Origin of the sequence: Solimonas marina, assembly GCF_012241385.1 — a bacterium.
Taxonomy (GTDB): Bacteria; Pseudomonadota; Gammaproteobacteria; order Nevskiales; family Nevskiaceae; genus Solimonas; species Solimonas marina.
On sequence record NZ_JAAVXB010000001.1, the window covers coordinates 493,412 to 513,760 of the forward strand.

The 20,349-nt window shown below is 66.4% G+C and carries 17 protein-coding genes and 1 riboswitch; of the genes, 12 read left to right on the forward strand and 5 right to left on the reverse strand.

Annotated features, from left to right (window positions below):
- Positions 1–6 precede the first annotated feature (6 nt).
- From G7Y82_RS02090 to G7Y82_RS02100, 3 genes are all read left to right on the forward strand, one after another.
- Positions 7–1,020, forward strand: coding sequence for a GlxA family transcriptional regulator (locus G7Y82_RS02090; protein WP_168146331.1), 1,014 nt, complete (start codon positions 7–9; stop codon positions 1,018–1,020).
- A complete protein-coding gene (locus G7Y82_RS02095; RefSeq protein ID WP_206370228.1) occupies positions 1,020–1,625 on the forward strand; it encodes a cytochrome P460 family protein in 606 nt (201 codons plus the stop codon). Before G7Y82_RS02090 ends, G7Y82_RS02095 begins: the two co-directional genes overlap by 1 nt.
- A gap of 77 nt (positions 1,626–1,702) precedes the next feature.
- Positions 1,703–2,191 (forward strand): GFA family protein, encoded by a 489-nt coding sequence (locus tag G7Y82_RS02100; protein WP_168146332.1) that lies wholly within the window; start codon positions 1,703–1,705, stop codon positions 2,189–2,191.
- Here G7Y82_RS02100 and G7Y82_RS02105 read toward each other — a convergent pair.
- Both G7Y82_RS02105 and G7Y82_RS02110 read right to left on the reverse strand, forming a co-directional pair.
- Complete coding sequence (locus G7Y82_RS02105) at positions 2,182–4,029, reverse strand: DUF7840 domain-containing protein (RefSeq protein WP_168146333.1); 1,848 nt, start codon at positions 4,027–4,029, stop codon at positions 2,182–2,184. The genes G7Y82_RS02100 and G7Y82_RS02105 overlap by 10 nt on opposite strands.
- A gap of 106 nt (positions 4,030–4,135) precedes the next feature.
- Positions 4,136–4,615 carry a DUF3015 domain-containing protein gene (locus G7Y82_RS02110; RefSeq protein ID WP_366515593.1) on the reverse strand — a complete coding sequence of 160 codons (480 nt, stop codon included), beginning with the start codon at positions 4,613–4,615 and terminating at the stop codon, positions 4,136–4,138.
- A gap of 253 nt (positions 4,616–4,868) precedes the next feature.
- Between G7Y82_RS02110 and G7Y82_RS02115 the strand changes: the two genes are divergently transcribed.
- The 4 genes from G7Y82_RS02115 to G7Y82_RS02130 are packed head-to-tail and all read left to right on the forward strand — an operon-like array spanning position 4,869 to position 10,032.
- A complete protein-coding gene (locus G7Y82_RS02115) occupies positions 4,869–5,396 on the forward strand; it encodes a MarR family winged helix-turn-helix transcriptional regulator (RefSeq protein ID WP_168146334.1) in 528 nt (175 codons plus the stop codon).
- Positions 5,336–7,120 (forward strand): N-acetylglutaminylglutamine amidotransferase, encoded by a 1,785-nt coding sequence (locus G7Y82_RS02120; RefSeq protein WP_168146335.1) that lies wholly within the window; start codon positions 5,336–5,338, stop codon positions 7,118–7,120. Before G7Y82_RS02115 ends, G7Y82_RS02120 begins: the two co-directional genes overlap by 61 nt.
- A gap of 10 nt (positions 7,121–7,130) precedes the next feature.
- On the forward strand, positions 7,131–8,873 hold the full coding sequence (gene ngg / locus G7Y82_RS02125; RefSeq protein WP_168146336.1) for an N-acetylglutaminylglutamine synthetase: 1,743 nt from the start codon (positions 7,131–7,133) through the stop codon (positions 8,871–8,873).
- Positions 8,854–10,032 (forward strand): osmoprotectant NAGGN system M42 family peptidase, encoded by a 1,179-nt coding sequence (locus G7Y82_RS02130; RefSeq protein ID WP_168146570.1) that lies wholly within the window; start codon positions 8,854–8,856, stop codon positions 10,030–10,032. Before ngg ends, G7Y82_RS02130 begins: the two co-directional genes overlap by 20 nt.
- 42 nt (positions 10,033–10,074) lie before the next feature.
- Here the strand turns inward: G7Y82_RS02130 and gtfA are convergent, their stop codons facing one another.
- Complete coding sequence (gtfA, locus tag G7Y82_RS02135; protein WP_168146337.1) at positions 10,075–11,517, reverse strand: sucrose phosphorylase; 1,443 nt, start codon at positions 11,515–11,517, stop codon at positions 10,075–10,077.
- A 143-nt stretch (positions 11,518–11,660) separates the two neighbouring features.
- On the opposite strand from gtfA, the gene G7Y82_RS02140 reads away from it, so the two are divergent.
- The 3 genes from G7Y82_RS02140 to G7Y82_RS02150 all read left to right on the forward strand — a co-directional run bounded on the left by G7Y82_RS02140 (position 11,661) and on the right by G7Y82_RS02150 (position 13,864).
- Positions 11,661–12,419: a queuosine precursor transporter gene (locus G7Y82_RS02140; protein WP_168146338.1), complete on the forward strand. Its 759-nt coding sequence runs from the start codon at positions 11,661–11,663 to the stop codon at positions 12,417–12,419.
- Positions 12,416–13,225 carry a helix-turn-helix transcriptional regulator gene (locus G7Y82_RS02145; protein ID WP_168146339.1) on the forward strand — a complete coding sequence of 270 codons (810 nt, stop codon included), beginning with the start codon at positions 12,416–12,418 and terminating at the stop codon, positions 13,223–13,225. Before G7Y82_RS02140 ends, G7Y82_RS02145 begins: the two co-directional genes overlap by 4 nt.
- Positions 13,226–13,315: 90 nt before the next feature.
- On the forward strand, positions 13,316–13,864 hold the full coding sequence (locus G7Y82_RS02150; RefSeq protein WP_168146340.1) for a YbhB/YbcL family Raf kinase inhibitor-like protein: 549 nt from the start codon (positions 13,316–13,318) through the stop codon (positions 13,862–13,864).
- 21 nt (positions 13,865–13,885) lie between these two features.
- Here the strand turns inward: G7Y82_RS02150 and G7Y82_RS02155 are convergent, their stop codons facing one another.
- Positions 13,886–15,115, reverse strand: coding sequence for an MFS transporter (locus tag G7Y82_RS02155; protein ID WP_366515594.1), 1,230 nt, complete (start codon positions 15,113–15,115; stop codon positions 13,886–13,888).
- A 322-nt stretch (positions 15,116–15,437) separates the two neighbouring features.
- Between G7Y82_RS02155 and G7Y82_RS02160 the strand changes: the two genes are divergently transcribed.
- The gene (locus tag G7Y82_RS02160) at positions 15,438–17,603 is read left to right on the forward strand and encodes a primosomal protein N' (RefSeq protein ID WP_168146341.1); all 2,166 of its coding nucleotides are present in this window, start codon (positions 15,438–15,440) and stop codon (positions 17,601–17,603) included.
- A 38-nt stretch (positions 17,604–17,641) separates the two neighbouring features.
- Here G7Y82_RS02160 and G7Y82_RS02165 read toward each other — a convergent pair whose 3' ends face one another.
- Positions 17,642–18,217 carry a TMEM165/GDT1 family protein gene (locus tag G7Y82_RS02165; protein WP_168146342.1) on the reverse strand — a complete coding sequence of 192 codons (576 nt, stop codon included), beginning with the start codon at positions 18,215–18,217 and terminating at the stop codon, positions 17,642–17,644.
- Between the two features lie 95 nt (positions 18,218–18,312).
- A riboswitch (yybP-ykoY riboswitch) is annotated at positions 18,313–18,412 on the reverse strand.
- Between the two features lie 133 nt (positions 18,413–18,545).
- Here G7Y82_RS02165 and argS point away from each other — a divergent pair.
- Positions 18,546–20,321, forward strand: coding sequence for an arginine--tRNA ligase (gene argS / locus G7Y82_RS02170; protein ID WP_168146343.1), 1,776 nt, complete (start codon positions 18,546–18,548; stop codon positions 20,319–20,321).
- Positions 20,322–20,349 lie beyond the last annotated feature (28 nt).

Consider the following 20,349-nt stretch of genomic DNA (forward strand, 5'->3'; position numbering starts at 1 on the left):
GCAACCATGCTCAAGCGCATTGCGGTACTCGGCTACGACGGCGCCAACGCGCTCGACATCTGCGGGCCGCTCGAGGCCTTCGCGTCGGCAAACACGCTGGCGCCCGAACACGATGCGGCGATCCGCTATGAGCTGATCGTGCTCGCCGACGGCGGGCGGCCGTTCACGACCGAATCCGGGCTGATGATGCAGCCGCACGCCGGACTCGACGACGACATCGCGACGATCGACACCGTCATCGTGCCGGGCGGTGCCGGCCTGCGCGAAGCCGCGGCCAATGCGCGCATTACCGGCTGGCTGCAAACACATGCCGCACAGATCCGCCGCATCGCCTCGGTCTGCACCGGCATCTACGGACTGGCGGCTACCGGCCTGCTCGACGGCCGCCGGGCCGCGACGCACTGGCGCTTCGCCGACGACGTCGCGCGGCGCTTCCCGAAACTGCGCGTCGACGGCGACGCGATCTTCGTTCGCGACGGCCGCTTCTATACCTCGGCCGGCATCACCGCCGGCATTGATCTGACGCTGGCGCTGATCGAAGAAGACGCCGGCGCCCCGCTGGCGCTGGGCGTGGCCCGCGATCTGGTCGTTTACCTGAAACGGCCCGGCGGCCAGGAACAGTTCTCCGAACCGCTGCGCCGGCAGATGCGCGGCGGCGATCCGTTCGACGAGCTGTTGGTGTGGATGGCTGCGCACCTGCAGCAAGACTTGTCGGTCGCCACGCTGGCGGCCCGCGTTTACCTGAGTCCACGCCAGTTCAGCCGGCGCTTCACGACACAACTCGGCAACACACCGGCCGATTACGTCACCGATCTGCGCCTGCGTGAAGCGCGGCGCCTGCTCGACGCCGGCGAACTCGGCATCGACGCCGTCGCGCAGACCGTCGGCTTTCGCAGCGCCGACGTCTTCCGCCGTGCGTTCGACCGTCGCTTCGGCCTCGCGCCGCAAGCCTATCGACGGCGCTTTCCGGCAACCGCCCGGCATGACGCCGACCCCTGTTCCTCACCGAGTCTGAACTGATGCTTCGCTTCCTCTTCGCCACCAGCATGCTCGCGCTATCGAGCAGCGCGGCAACGGCCGCGCCAGCCTCCGATACGACCGCGGCACCGCAGGCGCCGTCATACACCGGCGATGGCCGTCTGCAGCTGCCGGCCGACTATCGGCAATGGGTGTTTCTGACATCCGGCCTCGACATGAGTTACCGCGAAGACGGCGGGGCACCGGATCACTCGATGTTCGATAACGTGTTCGTCGATCCTGAGGCTTACCGAACATTCGTACAGACCGGTCACTGGCCGGACCGCACGGCGCTGGTGATGGAAGTACGCGGCGCGCAGACCAAGGGCTCGATCAATCGCCGCGGCTCATTCCAGAGCGGCGCGCCGATGGGCTACGAGGTCCATGTGCGCGACGACGCGCACGGCGGCTGGGCGTTCTACAGCTTCAACGGCGATCGCGCGCCGGCGCAGAAGATTCCGACCGATCGCGCGTGCTATACCTGCCACCAGGCGCACGGCGCCGTCGACACGACCTTCGTGCAGTTCTATCCGACCTTGCTGCCGATTGCCGAAGCGCGGAAGACGCTCAGCCCCGCCTTCCGCGCCGAGTCCGGCGCCGCGCACTGAGCAATCCGGCGGAATCCGCGTGCCGTCGGTCACGGATTCTGCTGAGATGCGGCCTGTCGTCCCGACGGAGCCGGACCATGCCGAATCGCAGCGATGCATCGCCCATCACCGGCGGCTGCCAATGCGGCGCCGTGCGCTACGCGGTGCACGCGACGCAGCTCGAACGCACACATTACTGCCATTGCCGCATGTGCCAGCGCGCGCTCGGCAATCTGTTCGCGGCGCTGGCCGGCACGCGCAAGACGCAGTTTGAATGGACCGGCGCGCAGACACCGCGCGTCTACGCCTCGTCGTCGGTCGCCACGCGCGGCTTTTGCCCGCAGTGCGGCACACCGCTGAGCTTCGCGTACGCCGAATCGGAGTGGATCTACGTCACGGTCGGCAGTCTCGATACGCCGGCCAACGCGGTGCCAGAACGTCATTTCGGCATCGAAAGTCAGTTGCCGTGGCTGCATCTCGACGATGCGCTACCCAAGGAGGCAACCGGCGACACGGACCTGTTGCGCACCATGAAGGTTTATCAGCACCCGCAGGTGCCGAACGGGCTGGCCGCGACTCAGAAGTAGTGCTGCACACTCAGGTCGGCGCGCAGGCGATCGCTGCCGCCCCAGCGCTCGTAGCGAAGCTCGCTGCGCAGCGCCAGATCGCGTGACAACGACCATTGTTGGCCGAAGCGCAGCATCGTTCGCGAGCCGCCGGCGTCGCCGATGGCCTGCAGGCGTTCGGCTTCCGCCTGTACTTGCCAACCCGCCAGTGGATTCGCCAGCACCCCGATCAACGGACCTGCGCCCAATCCCCAGCCGCGCGGCAGATCCGCATTGACATCGGCACGTGTCTGCAGGAACGCGTAGCCGACCAGTGCGTCGAAACGTCCGAAGCTCAAACCTGGGCCACCCTCCAGCACGCCGCCGAATGCCCCCCCGTCGAGCCGCGACGGCTCGCCGGCAAGGCGAACACGCCACGAAATCGGACGGAACAACGGGGTCCGCGGACTGACCGAGACGATGTCGATCAGATTCTCCGTCGCCGGGTGCAGATGACCGTCACGCAGATCGAGGCGGGCCGCAATATCGAGAAAGCTGATCTGCTGGCCCGGGCCATAGCCGGCCGGTGCATCGAGCAGGTCGTGATAGGCCGGCCGCCAACCCAGACTCAAGGCTCGCGTGTCACTGCCGAACGCGGCGCCGAGCGCAAGCCGCTGCGTATCGTGTGCCTGCAGTGGATCGTCGGTCGGCGGCGGGGTCGGCGCGAAACCAGCGTCGGTCGCCAGCGCTGCGCGCGCACGCAGCAATTGCTGCGAACGCGGCAGCGCCGCCTCGCGACTGCGCTCGCCGGACAAGAATCCGTAGTAGAGCAGGTCGTTGGCATGCGTCAGCGTACGCGCCTGCGCGTCGCGCGGCATCGCCATCAGCGCGGGATCATCGGCCGCGCGGCGGCCATCGGCCAGCGCCAGTGCCACGTGCCGCTCATTCGCGTCCAGCTGTGCGGCTTGATCGACGAGCTGCGTGGCCAGCGAGGGCCGAAAATGCGGCGCGCCCAGAAACGGCGACAGCGTGCGTAGCGTGTCGGTCGGAATCGCGCGCCAATCGTAGCGGTGCCCCCACTGCAGCTGCGGGCGCGCCACGCGCAGCAGCGTCAACAATTCGTACGAGCAGTTGCGCGTGAAAAAGTAGTAGCGAAATTCAGCGCCGCGCAGCTCCCAAAGGTGCAGCAGCAGCATGTGCTTTTCATCGTCGCTGAGTGCCAGCGGGTATTCCCAGAGATCGCGGCTTTCAAGGCGCGCGTACTCTTTCACTTTCTCGTAGTAGGGCAGCACGCTGAACTGGCCGCGATAGCCGCCCGTCAGGCCGCGAACCGCGAAGACCAGGCCGTTATGCTCCGTCGTCGCCGCCGCATAGTTGACGGCGTAAGCCAGCAGTGGCGTGCCCGCCTGCGTCTCGTCACCATCGAGACGCAGCAGCGTGTGCCCGAACATCGACGCCGGACTGTTCAGGTAGGCGGACGGAAAAACCACCCAGACCGCGTGCGGCGCCAGCGCTGCCATCCACTGCGCGCGACGTCCACAGGCCTGTTGCGGCAGGCGTCGCGCATCGAAGTGCAGTTGCTGCGACAGCCAGCGATAGCGCGCGCCGAAGATGCATTGCGCCGATTCGCCACGCGGGGCCCGAGGAGACGGATCGAAGAACGCGGCCAGCGTCGCATCCAGTTCGGCCTGCGGGTCATGTCGGCCGGTCGGCGCAACGAAAAACCAGTCGCTGATGATGCTGCTGCGCGTATCGCCCAGCCCCGCATCGTCGTGCAGCAGGTCACGCCATTCGGGGCGCGCAGCGAGCCCCATGCGCTGCGCATCGTGCTGCAGCTCGATCAGATAGTCATTGCCAGCCGCAGGCGCGGCGCGGACCACGCACAGCAGCCCGATCGCGAACAGCGCCGCGGCCTTTCGTGCTGCAGACGCGGGCGCCCAAACGCGAACGGCCCCTTGCGGGGCCGCCCTGGCGCTACTGGGTACTTCAGCCAACGTAATGCGACAGGCGCGCGTCCTTGGCCATGGCCGTATCGAGCGCGGCCAGCACATCGCCGGTGGTCGCATCGGGCTTGGCGAACAGCTGCGAATACTCGCGCTGCGTGAGCGCGTAGAACGCCGGACGGTCGGCCGGCGTGATCTTGTAGAGCGACGCAAGCGTCGTCAGCGTCTCGCCGTGCCCGGCCGCGACTTCGGCGGCGAGCTGATCGACGTTCGCGCTCGCGAACATCGAGCGACGGGCCTCGGCGGTGACGACACCATCGCTGCTGCAACCCAGCGTGCCGCTGGTGATGCCGAAGGTCTGATTGCCGAACGTGCCGTTGGTCGTCGCACCGAGCACTTTGAAAATCATGCCGTCCTTGCCCTGCATGATCTGCGTGCCAAGACCACAACCGATGTCATTGTCCGCAAGCGCAACACCGAACGGCGATGCGCAGAGCACCACCGCAACGAGCAGTTTTTTCACTATTGATCCCCTGTTCCGGATTGAATGCCGCGGCCTTGATGACCGGCGGCCCGACGACGCTAGCTCAAAGTTGCGCGCTCCGCCACTGCCGCACCGCCCGAAGCCGGGCGTCAGTGTGCGCTAAGTCTCAACAGGCCATGCTGCACGCTGGATGCGGGGTGCCGTAACCCGCTATCAGGATCGGAAATCCCGGGGGCGGTGGCCGAACGTGGCGCTTTCAGGCATAATATTTTGACGTCAAAGCATTTCAACCATGACAGACACCGTCCTGCCATTGCTGAGTGCCCTGCGACGCATTTCGCAGTCGTTGGACTCGTACTCAAAACTGATCGAAGCCCGCGCCGGCATGAGCTTGCCGCAGCGGCTGCTGCTCGAAGCGCTGCTGCAATCGGCGACGCCGGTCAGCGCCGGCGATCTCGCGCGCAAGCTGAGCCTGACGCAGGGCACGGTGACGATCATCCTCGACCGCTTGGTCACGCGTGGCCTGGTCGAACGCCGCCGCGCGGCCGACGACCGCCGCCGCGTGCTGGTCTCGCTGACCGCCGAGGGCCTGCGGCGCGCGCAACAGGCGCCGCCGCTGATGGCAGACACTTTCCTTAAATCTTTCAACCGACTGAGCGATTCGGAGCGGAACTTGCTGCTCGCTTCGGTGACGCAGCTTGCGGCACTGATGCGTGCCGACGACGCCCCGATCGCCTCTCAGGACCACAAGGAGGTCGCATGTGTGGCTTCGCCGGTGAGCGCCGATTCGATGGACAGCTCGCCGATATCTCAGCAGTAGCGCGAATGACCGATGCCCAGGCCCGTCGCGGACCCGACGGCGCCGGGCTGTTCCAGATCGGACCGCTGGCAGTCGGCCAGCGGCGCCTGAAGATCATGGATCTGTCCGAGCACGCGCAGCAGCCCATGGTCGACAACGAACTGGGGCTGGGCATCGTCTTCAACGGCGCCGTCTACAACCACCCGGAGCTGCGCGCCGAACTGCAGGCGCGCGGCTATCGCTTCTGGTCGGAAGGCGACACCGAAGTATTGATCAAGGCTTATCACTGCTGGGGTCTGGATTTCGTCCAGCACTTGCAGGGCATGTTCGCGTTCGCAATCTGGGAACGCGACAGCGGTCGCATCGTGCTTGGCCGCGACCGGCTCGGCATCAAGCCGCTGTACTGGTCGCGCCGGGGGCCGCGCCTGCGCTTTGCCTCGACGCTGCCGGCGCTGCTCAAGGGCGGCGATGTCGACACCGACATCGACCCAGTGGCGCTGCATCACTACCTGCATTTCCATGCCGTGGTGCCGGCGCCGTTCACGATCCTCAAGGGCGTACGCAAACTGGCGCCGGGTCATCTGATGATCGTCGAGCCGGATGGCGCGACGCGCGAGCAATCCTACTGGACGCTGCGCTTCGATCGCGATGCGGCCGACGAGTCACGCAGCTTCGAAGACTGGCGCGACGAGACCCTGGCCGCGCTGCGCCTGGCGGTGAAGCGGCGCCTGGTGTCGGACGAACCGGTCGGCGCACTGCTGTCCGGCGGCGTCGATTCGAGCCTGATCGTCGGCCTGATGAGCGAGGCCGGCTCGAACCTGCGCACGTACTCGATCGGCTTCGAGGACGTCGGCAAGGAGGAAGGCAACGAGTTCCGCTACTCGGACATCGTCGCCCAGCACTTCGGCACCGAGCACGAACAGATCTTCATCGACAGCCGCACGCTGCTGCCGCGCCTGCCCGAAGCGCTGGCGGCGATGAGCGAGCCAATGGTCTCGCACGACTGCGTGGCGTTCTATCTGTTGTCGGAAGCGGTGTCGAAGCGCAGCAAGGTCGTGCAGTCCGGCCAGGGTGCCGACGAGGTGTTCGGCGGCTATCACTGGTACCCGCCGATGATGGATACGCAGGACGCGTTCGCGGCCTATACACAGGCGTTCTGCGACCGCGATCAGGCCGAGTACGCGCGTGTCGTCGGTCCGCGTTTCGTCGGCGACGATCACGCGCGCGACTACGTGCGAGCGCACTTCGCGCAGTCCGGCGCGCCGCAGCCGCTCGACAAGGCGCTGCGCCTCGATTCGACGGTGATGCTGGTCGACGATCCGGTCAAGCGCGTCGACAACATGACCATGGCCTGGGGCCTGGAAGCGCGCGTACCGTTCCTCGACCACGAGTTGGTCGAACTCGCGGCGCGCATGCCAGGCCGTCACAAGGTCGCCCCGGAGCATCCGGAATATGGCGGCAAGTACGTGCTCAAGGAAGCCGCGCGACAGGTCATTCCGGCCGCCGTCATCGACCGCCCCAAGGGTTATTTCCCGGTGCCGGCGCTGAAGTATCTGCAGGGCGATTTTCTCGGCTATGCGCGTGGCCTGCTCGAAGCGCCGGCGGCGCGCGAGCGCGGGCTGTTCCGCGACGATTATCTGCAGACGCTGTACGCCGCGCCCGACGCGCACATCACGCCGCTCCGCGGCTCCAAGCTCTGGCAGTTGGCCGCACTCGAAGGCTGGCTGCAGGCCCACGGCATTTGAGGGGGATGCAATGAGCCAGGCTGAAGATCCGCGCCGCGAGACGGCGCCGGACGACGCGATCACCGAACCGAACCGCGACGACGTCGAACTCGAATGCGGCTGGGGCAAGCTGATCATCGCCAGCACCTTCCGCGATCCGCAGCGCGTCGCCGAGGCGGTCTGCGCCGAACGCGCCGGCGCGCGCAACATAGCGTTCTACGTGCGCGATCCGCACGTGGTCCTGGCACAGGCGCCGCATCGCTTGTTCCTCGATCCGTCGCACACCTTCCGGCTCAACCTCGCGAACTTCACGCCGCCGGAGATCGACTGCGCCGGCTATCGCGTGCGGTCGCTCGAAAGTCTGGAAGACGCCGAGGCGATCAACCGCATTTACCTGGCGCGCAACATGGTGCCGGCCGATCCGGGCTTTCTGTGGACGCAGCGCCACTCGCCGAACATCAGCTATCTGGTCGTCGAGGATGTCGCGACCGGCGCGGTGATCGGCACCGTCACCGGTGTCGATCACCAGCAGGCGTTCGGCGATCCGGAGCGCGGCTCCAGCCTCTGGTGTCTGGCGGTCGCACCGGAAGCGACGCTGCCCGGCATCGGCCAGGCGCTGGTCGTGGCGCTCGCGACAATGTTCCGCGAGCGCGGCCGCGCGTACATGGACCTGTCGGTGATGCACGACAACGAACAGGCCATCAGCCTCTACGAAAAGCTCGGCTTCGAGCGCGTCGCCGAGTTCGCGATCAAACGCAAGAACGCGATCAACGAGCGCCTGTTCACCACGTCTGCCGACAACGACAACGAGCTCAACGTCTATGCGCGCATCATCGTCAACGAAGCGCGACGCCGCGGCATCGACGTCGAACTGCTCGACGCGCCGGCCGGCTATTTCCGCCTGACGCTGGGCGGCCGCTCGGTGACCTGCCGCGAATCCCTCACCGAACTGACCAGCGCGATCGCCATGTCCCGCTGCCAGGACAAGCGCGTCACCAGCCGCCTGCTGCGCGAGAACGGACTCGACGTGCCGGAGCAGCGCGAAGCCGATGGCTCCGATGCCGACGCGGCGTTTCTCAAGCGCCACGGTGCGGTCGTCGTCAAGCCGGCCGACGGTGAACAGGGCCAGGGCATCAGCGTCGATCTGCGCGACGTCGACGAGATGCGCGACGCCATTCAGCGCGCCAAACAGTTCGATGAAACGGTGCTGATCGAGCGCTACTGCCCGGGTCAGGATTTGCGCATCGTCGTCATCGGCTACAAGGTCGTCGCCGCCGCGCTGCGCAAGCCGCCGGTGATCAGCGGCGACGGCCAGCACCGCGTGCGCGATCTGATCGTCAAGCTGTCGCGGCGTCGCGCCGCGGCGACCGGCGGTGAATCGACGATCCCGATGGACGCCGAAACCGAGCGCTGCGTGAAGCTGGCCGGCTACGCGATGGATGCAGTGTTGCCGGAAGGCGAGCAGATCGCCGTGCGCAAGACCGCCAATCTGCACACCGGTGGTACGCTGCACGACGTGACGCACGTGCTGCATCCGCGCCTCTGCGCCGCCGCCATCGAAGCGGCCAAGGTGCTCGAGATTCCGGTCACCGGCCTGGATTTCCTGGTGCCGTCACCGGCCAAGCCCGACTACGTCATCGTCGAGGCCAACGAACGCCCGGGTCTCGCCAATCACGAGCCGCAACCCACCGCCGAACGGTTTCTCGACTTCCTGTTCCCGTTCAGCACCAGCCGAGAGATGCCCCGTGCAGAAACTGCGCAAGCTGAACATTGATCAGGAATACCTGAAGAAGACCCTGCTGGAGCTGCTGGCGATTCCGAGCCCGGTGGGCCTCACCGACGAGGTCGTGCACTACACTTGCGGCCGTCTCGACGCGCTTGGTGTGCCTTACGAACTGACGCGCCGCGGCGCGATCCGCGCGACGATCCGCGGCGAGACCGACCGACCGGCCTGCGCCGTCGTCGCGCATCTCGACACGCTGGGCGCGACCGTGCGCCAGCTCAAGCCCAATGGCCGCCTGATGATGCTGCCGCTCGGCACCTGGTCGGCGCGCTTCGCCGAAGGTGCGCGCGTCACCGTATTCACCGACAAGGGCGCCTACCGCGGCACCATCCTGCCGCTGAAGGCCTCCGGCCACGCGTTCAACGACGCCGTCGATACCCAGCCCAGCGGCTGGGAATACATTGAGCTGCGCCTCGACGAGCAGTCCGAGCGCCCGGCCGACCTGCGCCGGCTCGGCGTCAACATCGGCGACTTCATCGCCATCGACCCGCAGCCGGAGATCCTCGCCAACGGCTATATCTCGTCGCGCCACCTCGACGACAAGGCCGGCGTCGCCGCGCTGTTGGCGGCGATCAAGGCGCTCGTCGAATCCGACATCACACTGCCGGTGCATTTCCATCCGATGTTCACCGTCACCGAGGAAGTCGGGTTCGGCGCATCGGCGATTCTCAACGAACGCATCAGCGAGATGGTCGGCATCGACATCGCGATTCCCGCCGAAGGCCAGAACTCGCGCGAGCACGGCGTGACGATCGCCATCTGCGATTCGTCCGGCCCGTTCGACTACCACCTGACGCGCGAGCTGATCGCGGTCTGCCAGCTGTTCGGCATCCCGCACCAGCGCGACGTGTTCCCGTACTACTTCTCCGATTCGGCGGCGGCGCTGCGCGCCGGCTTCGACATCCGCCACGCGCTGATCGGCTTCGGCGCCGACTCGTCGCACGGCTACGAACGGACGCACATCTCGGCGCTGGTGGCGATCGCCGAGCTGTTGGCGCTGTACGCGCAGAACGGCCCGGTGATCGCCCGCGACCGACGCGCGCTCGGCCCGCTCGAAGGCTTCCCGCACCAATGGAAGCCGGAGGACATCGAACCGATTGAGCCGCTGCCGATGCTCAGCGAGATCCTGCGCGGCGAAGAAGAGCCCTAAGCCGACAACATTTCGAGCTCGCCGCTGCCGATGGCGGCGAGCTCAAAGCCGCTGCGTCAGCCAGCGGCCCGACTTCTGATCGAGATAGCGCATCGTCGCCTTCTTGAAGATCAGATCGACGAACAGCTCGCAGGTATGCGTGCCGTCACGCCAGCACATCGCCACGCTGCTGTCGTTCGAATACTGCAGGTGGAAAACACCGTCGAAGGCCGGATAGCTGCCGCGGAATTCCATCAACTTGAACAGGCGCCGCACCACCGGCTGCTTGACCGCCTCGGCGACTTCTTCCTTCGTGTAGTAGTGGCGATTGATGTCGCGCAGCTCGCCGGTCGCTTCCATCAGCTCGTGGTCGTTCTGTCCGGCGAGCAGGCCGACGTAGTAGATCTGCGGAATGCCGGGCGCGAAGAACTGGATCGCGCGCGCACAGATGTAGGCATCGTCGTTGCGCTTGAGCGCGTCGTAGTACGTGCACGTCAGCTGGTAGATCGCGCCGACACTGTGCACATTGGCCGCCGAGCGGCGCAGGATGGGGTCGCCACTGCGCTGCGAAACGTTGTGGATCAGCGCCTGGATTTCGTTGTGCGGCAACACCCCTTCGACATCCGGAATGCAGATGCCGTCGTGCGTGTCGAGCACGCTGATCTGGTTGCGCGGGCACATGCGTAACCAGTTCTTCAGGTGCACGCTGTTGGCATCGAGCAGCGAATACAGCAGCAACGGCGCCATCGCAAAGCCGTACGGGTGCATGCCGTGCAGCGCCACCGCGTACTGATAGCTTGAATGGTCGTGAACCTCCGGCAGCGTCTCCGCGCCGTTTTCGCGAGCGACGTTGTCGACCCACTTGAGGATGTCGTAGACATCCGGCTCGACGAGAAAGCAGCTGGTACCGATCTTCTTGGTCGTGTAGCCGAAGGCATCGAGGCGGAACAGCTTGACGCCGCGCGCGGTGAGGAACTTGATGTAGTCCTCCATCAGCGCATAGGTTTTCGGCGAGTTGTAGTTCAGGTCGATCTGCTTTTCGGTGAACGTGCACCAGACGCGGCCGCGTGTGCCGTCACCGAAGGTGATCTCGCGAAACGGCTCCTTTTCCTTGCGGATATGGATCTTCGCCAGATCGTCCGGCGTGATGTCGCCGAGCTGATCGACATGCACGAACAGATCGGCGTGCTCGGACGCGTAGCCGTGCTTGAGGAAATCCTTGAACTCCTCGGACTCGTCCGACAGATGGTTGATCATCAGATCCATCGTCAGATCGAACTTCGACGAGATGCGCTCGACGTCCTTCCAGTCGCCGTACTTCGGATCGATTTCCTTGTGCGTCAGCGGCGAAAACCCGCCGTCGGCATTCGACGGATACGGCGGCAGGATGTGCACGCCACCGAGCCGGCCTTGTCCGTAGGTGTCGAGGAATTCGTGCAGGTCGGCAAGATTGTTGCCGATGCGGTCGGGATAGGCGATCAGCTGGACCTCGTTGCGCAGGGTCATTGCAGTTCCGGTGCGTGAATTTCATTGCCGCGCGTGCGGCACGTTATGCTGCCGTGGCAGCGACGAAACTCCGGTACAGACGACGGGTCCATGGTGGACCCGCGCGCCCCTTCTCGATGTTGCACATGTTCGGCGAGCCTCCGATGAATGACAACCAGGCGGTACCGGCGTCGGCGCCGGTCGCTTTTCGTTACTACGACTTCCTGCTGGGCGGCATGGTCGCCGTGCTGCTGTGCTCGAACCTGATCGGGCCCGGCAAGGTCTGCTCGATCGACCTGCCGTGGTTCGGCGCCGTCGATTTCGGTGCCGGCAACCTGTTCTTCCCGATCAGCTACATCTTCGGCGACGTGCTGACCGAGGTGTATGGCTACGCACGCGCGCGGCGCGCAATCTGGGCCGGCTTTGGCGCGATGATCTTCGCCACGGTGATGGCCGCCATCGTCGTCGGCATGCAACCCAGCGCCGATGAACCCTGGAACAAGACCTTGCAGCCGGCGCTGGAAGTCGTGTTCGGCAACACCTGGCGCATCGTCGCCGCCAGTATGCTCGCCTACTGGGCCGGCGATTTCGTCAACTCTTTCGTCATGGCGAAGATGAAGCTGCTGACCAAGGGCCGCCACCTGTGGACGCGCACCATCGGCTCGACGATCTGCGGCCAGGGTGTCGACTCGATGCTGTTCTATCCGGTCGCCTTCGCCGGCCTCTGGACCACGCATTCGTTGATCGCCGTGATCATTTTCAACTTCTCGATGAAGGTCGGCGTCGAGGTCGTGCTGACGCCGCTGACCTACTTCGTCGTCAATCGCCTGAAGCGCGCCGAGGGCGTCGACACTTACGACACCGACACGCATTTCACACCGTTTTCGCTGCGTGATGAGGGCGACGTTCGCCACCGCGGATGAATCACGAGGCACCGCGACTAACATCAGCCGTACGCGATGGCCTCGGCGGCTATCTGCAGATCAGCGCACGCGGCCGTCACCTGCTGCGCAGCCTGCGCTTTGCGAGTCCGGCACTGATTCACGTACAGCACGGCGAGAAGCGCCTGCGCCATGCCGGCCAGCACGCATCGTTCGCAAGCGGCACCTGGTTTGCGGTGCCAGCCGGCATGCAACTCGACGTCGAGAACGTCCCCACCACCGATTCGACGCCATATCGCGCACTGTGCATCGAGTTCGCGCCGACGCTGCTGCGCCCTCAAGCCGATGCGCGCCTCGCACTGCGTCCCTGGTATCCACTGCACGCCGATGCGGCGCTGACCCAGGCCGTCGAGCATCTGCGCGACGGCCTGGCCGAACCGTCGTTACCGGACCGGGTCCTGCAACACCGATTCGCCGAGGTCTGGCTGGCGCTGACCGAGCAAGGCTTCAGCGCCGGCATCCCCCGCCAACCGACCGCCGCAGAGCGCGTCCGCGAGCTGCTGATGCACAGCCCGAGCACGCACTGGCGCAGCCGCATCGTCGCGACCGGCCTCGCGATCAGTGAAGCGACCCTACGCCGACGGCTGGCCGCCGAGGGCACCAGTCTGCGGCAGATCGCCATCGATCTGCGGCTCGGCGCAGCGCTTGCGCAGTTGCAGAGCACGTCGCGACCGATCCAGCGCATTGCCGACGATGCCGGCTACCAATCGGCGTCGCGCTTCACCGCGGCGTTCCGGCGCCGCTACGGGCTGACGCCGTCGGCGATCCGGGGCAACGACGCTCGCTGAGCGAATCGGCACAGCATCTGCTCGCTTTTGGCGTCGTCAAAGCCGCCGTCGCCATCGAGACTGGCGGCTCGACATCACCGGAGAGCACCGATGCACCGCGCGACCTTGTTCTTTGCCGTGTGCTGCGCCGCTGCCGCCTCGAGCGCACATGCGGACGGCTTGACCCTGAGCAGTCCAACCCTGCACGACGGCGGCATGCTGCCGATCACACAGGTCTACGACGGTTTCGGTTGCCATGGCGGCAACCGGTCACCCGCGCTGCGTTGGACGGCCGGCCCGCAGGGCACAAAGGCCTATGCGTTGACCGTTTACGATCCGGACGCACCGACCGGCAGCGGCTGGTGGCATTGGGTGGTGATCGATTTGCCGGCGCCGGTCCGCGAGCTCCCCGCCGGGGCCGGGATCGCCGATACGCATCTACCAGCCGGCGCCCGCATGCTGCGCAACGACTTCGGCACCGCGGCGTTCGGCGGGGCCTGCCCGCCGGCCGGCGATCCGGCACATCGCTACCAGTTCACCCTCTACGCGCTGGACGCCGCGCTGTCCCTGCCGGCCGACGCGAGCCCGGCATTGGCCGGCTTCATGATCCATGCCCATACACTGACATCGGCACGGCTTACGGTTCGCTACGGCCGCTGATCTCCACACCGAGGGGCGCACCTAAGCACGCCGGGCACTGCGCTGCGCAAGCAGGCCGGCGAGCACGAACATCACCGCGGCGCTCGCCGCCAGCGACGCATGGATACCGATCTGCGCGCCGAACACGCCGACGGTGATGCCGCTGAACGTGCGCATGCCCATCGCAAACATGTTGTAGACGCCGATCGCCCGGCCGCGCATCTCGGCCGGCGCATCGAGCTGCACCAGGGTCTGCGCCATGGCGTTGAACGACAGCTCGACGAAGCCGGCGACGAACAGCAGCGGCAAGGCCAGCGCATACGAACCGATCAGCGCAAAGCCGCCGATCGCCAACGCCCAGATCATCGCCAGCAGACAGGCGGTGCGCGGACGCGGCGACAGCAGCCCCCGGCTTTCGAGCACGAACCCGGCGAGCAGGGCCCCGGCCGCGTCGGCAGCGAGCAGCGCGCTGTACGAAAAATCGACATGGGTGCGTCCGAGATCGTGCGCGAAACCGGGCATCTGCGCCTGATAGGCATTGCCGATGCACAGCGACGCCGCTCCGGCCAGCAGCGTCATCAGCAGAATGACCCGGTGCTCGGCGATTTCGCCGATTGCACGGGCGACATCCCCGACGCTGCGCACGGCCCGCTGCGCCACGGCCGCGCCGGCGGCGCGGAACTTCGGCCCGTACGGGGCCGTCGCCAGCCAGATGATGAACGGCAGATAGAGCAGGGCGTTGACCAGAATGCCGACCTTCGGCCCCAACGCCAGCAGCAGCATCCCGCCGACCGCCGGGCCACAGAGAATGCCGAGCTGGCGGGCGGTGGCATTGAGCCGCACGGCACTTTGCAGGTGCTCGCGGCCGACGATGTCATGCAACAGCACCTGCGACGGCGGCCCCCAGATCACGCCGGCACAGCCATGAATCACCAGCAGCAAGCAGGCGTGCCAGATCTGCAGGCGATCGGTCATGAACAACACGCCCCAGGCCGTCGACACGCCCATGAACAACAGCATGCCGAGCTGGATCATGCGCCGCGGATCAAGCCGATCGGCCAGCACCCCGGATGGCACCGAAAACAGCAGGAACGGCAGCCAGTGTGAAATGACGGCGAAGCCGCCCAGGGCCGGGGAGTGGAATTTCTGGAAAATGACCCAGTAACTGATGACGTGCTCGACGCTGTCACCCATCATCGCGAGAGCGGAGAGCACGAAATACTGGCGATAGCCGCGGTGGCGCAGCGCGGCAAACGAGATGTGAGACGACACGGGAACGGGCGACGCGGGTGGGCGCGTATTTTATGCAGGCTGGGGCTGCGCGCACGGATGAAAATTAGTCTGTGGCTATCATGAATGCTTTCCGGCGTCGACGCTTTGATGGATGAGAATTCCTTATTCACAAGCCGGGGCAACCAAAAAGCGTTGTCACAATCAAGAGACGCTTCATTCACATTCTGTTCATGCCTTCACAAGCAACTGTTTTTTAATAAAATTTAAACGCTACTTAAGTCATGTGCGGGCCCCTTCACGCCCTCAGTCATCCGCAAGGGGCATGGCCATCCCGCAGACATTCACATAGTTATCCACAGACTTGCCCGAATTCCTCGTTACCGTCGCCGTGCCTGTGCCGCTGTATCGCGGCTTCGATTACCTGCTGCCGGCCGCGCTCACCGACGGGGCCCGACCCGGAGTCCGGGTGCGGGTACCGTTCGGGCGCCGGCACCTGTGCGGCGTCATTGTTCGCGCGCCCTTCGAGCGCAGCGACCCGGTGCAGGACTACCGCCCGCTCGATGCCATCATTGACGACGAGCCGCTGCTCGGCACGGAACTGCTGACGCTCTGCGAATGGGCTGCCGAGTACTACCGCCACCCGCTCGGCGAGGTGGTTGCCGCCGCACTGCCTGGCGGCCTCAAACACGGCGATGCGGCCGAACGGCGGCGGCGCGAGCAATGGATGCTGACCGCGGCCGGGCACGACGCCTTGGCTGCGCTGCCGTCGCGCCATCGGGCGCAGCGCAGCGCACTCGAGGCGCTGGCGGCGGGGCCGCGCGACAGTGGCGAGTGGAATATCCCGGCAGCCGTGCGCAGCCGTTTGCTCGAACGCGGCTGGATCGAAAGCCGCATCGTCGAAGCAGCCAGCGGCGCGCCACTGGCCGGCGCGCCGACGCTGACCGCAGCGCAGCGCACGGCGCTGGACGCGCTCGAAGCCGGCGATGACGGCTTTCGCGTCAGCCTGCTCGAAGGCGTCACCGGCAGCGGCAAGACCGAACTCTATTTACGCCGCCTCGAAGCGACGCTGGCGGCCGGCCGACAGGCGCTGGTGCTGGTGCCGGAAATCAGCCTGACCCCGCAGCTCGCGCAGCGCCTGCGCGAACGGCTCGGCGACGGCGTGCGCAGCTTTCATTCCGGCATGACCGATACCGAGCGCGAGCAGACCTGGCTGGCGGCGCGCGATGGCTCGGCAGCGGTGATCGTCGGCACGCGCTCGGCGATCTTCGTGCCGTTCGCGCGGCTCGGCCTGATCGTCGTCGACGAGGAACACGATCCGTCGTACAAGCAGCAAGACGGCTTCCGCTATTCGGCGCGCGACCTGGCGGTGGTGCGCGCCCAGCGGTTCGGCGCCGAGCTGATCCTCGGCAGCGCGACGCCATCGCTGGAAAGCCTCTACAACGCGCGCGCCGGCCGCTATCGCCACGTGCGCCTGACGCAGCGCGTGCTGAGCCAGGCGCCACCGGAGATTCGCCTCATCGACATGCGCGGCCAGCCGCTTGCGCACGGCCTGTCGGCGCCGCTGCTCCAGGCGCTGGACCGCTGCATCGAAGCCGGCGATCAGGCGTTGCTGTTCATCAATCGCCGCGGCTATGCGCCGATCCTGCTCTGTCACGCCTGCGGCTGGCGCGCCGCCTGCACCCACTGCGACGCGCGCCTGACGCTGCATCGCGGCCGCCAGCGACTGATCTGCCATCACTGCGGCAATCAGCAGCCGGTGCCGCGCAGTTGCCCGTCCTGCGGTGCCGGCGAGTTGATGCCGCTGGGCCACGGCACCGAGCGCATCGAACAAGCGCTGGCCAATCGCTATCCGCGGCAGCGCATCGAACGTCTCGATTCGGACCGGCTCGGCCGCCGCCACGAACTCGAGCGCCTGCTCGACGACGTGCGGGCACGGCAGGTCGACGTGCTGGTCGGCACGCAGATTCTGGCCAAGGGCCACGACTTTCCGAATCTGTCGCTGGTCGGCATCGTGTCCGCCGATCAGGCGCTGTACGGCGCCGACTTTCGCGCGATCGAACGCATGGGCCAGTTGGTTACGCAGGTCGCCGGTCGTGCCGGCCGCGCCGGACAGCGCGGCGAGGTGCTGCTGCAAACGCATGAGCCGGATCATCCCTTGCTGAAGCTGCTCGTCGAACGCGGCTATGACGCGCTCAGCGAAGCCTTGCTCGCCGAGCGCCGCGACACACAGCTGCCGCCGTATGCCTATCTGGCGCTGCTGCGCGCCGAGGCGCGCGAACCGGCGCAGCCGCTGCCGTTCCTCCGTGCGGCACGCGAACTGCTGCTGCCGATGCCGGGCATCCAGGTCATGGAACCGATCCCGTCCGGCATGGAGCGTCGCGCCGGTTTCATCCGCGCGCAGCTGCTGATTCAGGCCGAGCGGCGCAGCACGCTGCAGCGCGCGCTGGCGGCAACCGTACCGCGCCTCGCCGAGCTGGCGCGCGGCGTGCGCTGGTCCATCGACGTCGACCCGGCCGACCTGTTCTGACGCGGCGGCCGGATCGACGATGCCCGCTCGGCGCCGACTCAGGCGCCCAGCGAATGGCGGAAGATCACGGTCGTCACGCCAAGTGCGATGAACAGTGTCGCGGCCGTGATACGGATCGCTTTCATCGGCAGTTTGGCGGCCAGCGCCATACCGATGAACACGACCGGCACATCGGCCAGCAGCATGCCAGTCGTGGTGCCGGCGACCACCGCCGGCAGCGAATCGAAGCGCGCCGCGAGCAGCGTGGTGACGATTTGCGTCTTGTCGCCCATCTCGGCGAGGAAAAACGCGACGACCGTGACCAGGAAGGCGCCGCCGTTACCACGCGGCTTGGCCTCGTCTTCATCGAGCTTGTCGGGCACCAGGGTCCAGAGGCCGACCGCGATGAACGACGCCGCAACCAACCACGGCAGATAGCCCGCCGGAATCACCGCGCGCAGCCAGCCGCCGACCAGACCGGCCAGCGCGTGATTGAACAGCGTCGCGACGAAGATACCGGCGATCACCGCCGCCGGCTTGCGAAACCGTGTCGCCAGCACCAGTGCCAGCAACATCGTCTTGTCGCCGATTTCGCCGAGCAGCACGGCGCCGGTCGAGACCAGAAAAGCTTCCATATTGAATATTCCAAGGGCCGGGCGCTGGACGAAACCGGGCATGCGCAACTCGCCCGGCGGCCGTCGCGCTTGCCCTGGTCTCGCCACACGGCCACGGCACGAAGGCCCTCGCTGCTGAACGCGCCACGGTCGCAAGCGACCAAGTCTGTTGACGCGTTCTCCCGCCTTGCGCGGGACGGCTACTCCCCAAAACGGCGTCGAGCTTAGCCGAAAATGCGGGCGCCGCGATAGCACGGTGCGCGCAATCCTTGCCCACGGGCCTTACAATCCGCGGCCCGGCGCCGGGTTTATCGCGCCGCCATCCCTTGATCGCCATCGTCGCTTCGCCATGAAAACGCATTTGCAGGACCTGCTCACCGCCGCCCTCGACCAGCTATTGGCCGGGACCGAGGTGACGCGACCGGCGATTGGCATCGACGCAACCAAGGACGCCAAGTTCGGCGACTTCCAGACCAATCTGGCGCTGCAACTGGCCAAGCCGCTCGGCAAACCGCCGCGCGCGGTCGCCGAGGCACTGGTCAAGGCGCTGCCGGCATCGAGCCATGTCGCCAAGGTCGAGATCGCCGGCCCCGGTTTCATCAATTTCTTCCTGCAGCAGGCGGCGTTCCAGACCATCGTCGCCGACGTGCTAGCACAGGGCGATCGCTACGGCCGCGACGACTCCGGCACGCAGGGCCGCATCATGGTCGAGTTCGTCTCGGCCAATCCGACCGGGCCGATGCACGTCGGCCACGGCCGCGGCGCCGCGTACGGCGACTCGATCGCCAAGCTGCTGGCGGCGACTGGCTGGACGGTCTGGCGCGAGTACTACATCAACGACGCCGGCCGCCAGGTCGACGTCCTGGCGGTCAGCGTCTGGCTGCGCTACCTGCAGGCCTGCGGCGAAACCCTGGACGTGCCACGCCGCGGCTACCCCGGTGAATACATCAAGAAGACCGCCGCGGCTGTGCGTGAAGCGCACGGTGACGCCTTCCTGCGTCCGGCCGCCGAGGTGCTGGCCGGCCTGCCGCCCGACGCCGTCGCTGCCGACGGCGCCAGCGATGCCGAGAAAGACGCCGCCAAGATCCAGCAGGAGCGCTATCTCGACGCGCTGATTGAACGCGCCAAATCGTTGCTTGGCGACGGCTATGCGGCGATCCAGCACACGGCGCTGAACGATCAGCTCGGCGTCATCAAGAAGACGCTGGCCGACTTCAACGTCGGCTTCGATCAGTGGAGCTCGGAAAAGGCGTTGGTCGATTCCGGCTTCGTGCAGAAGGCCTTGAAGCGCCTCGCCGACAAGGGCCTGACCTACGAACAGGACGGCGCGCTGTGGATGCGCACCGAAGCCTTCGGCGACGAAAAGGACCGCGTGCTGGTCAAGGCCGACGGCGCCGCCACCTATTTCTGCAACGACCTGGCCTACCACGTCGACAAGCTCGACCGGAACTGGCCGGTGCTGATGGACGTCTGGGGCGCCGATCATCACGGCTACATCGCGCGCGTGCGCGCCGCGATCGAGGCGCTGACCGAACGCAAGGACGCGCTGAACGTGCAGCTGATCCAGTTCGTGACGCTGTCGTCGGGCCGTATGGGCAAGCGCAGCGGCAACTTCGTGACCTTGCAGGATCTGATCGACGAGGCCGGCACCGACGCCACGCGCTTCTTCTACCTGACGCGTTCGCACGACCAGCACCTCGAGTTCGACATCGATCTCGCACGCTCGCAGTCCAACGACAATCCGGTCTACTACGTGCAGTACGCGCACGCGCGCATCTGCCGCGTGTTCGAGCAGCTCGCCGAAAAGGGCGGCCGCTGGAACACAGCCGACGCGACGGCGGCGCTGCACCGCCTCGACACCGAGCACGAGAAGGCGCTGCTGACGCTGATGGGCCGCTATCCGGAAATGCTGCGCAAGGCGGCCGGCGCCTACACGCCGCATACCGTGGTGTTCTATCTCAAGGACCTGGCTGAAGCACTGCACAGCTATTACAACGTGCACCGCTTCCTGGTCGACGACGACGTCGAACTGCAGAACGCGCGCCTGGCACTGGTTGCCGCGACCGGTCAGGTACTGCGCAATGGCCTGGCGATCCTCGGCGTCTCGGCGCCGGAGAAGATGTGACGCCTTCGACACGACCCGCCGGTGGCAT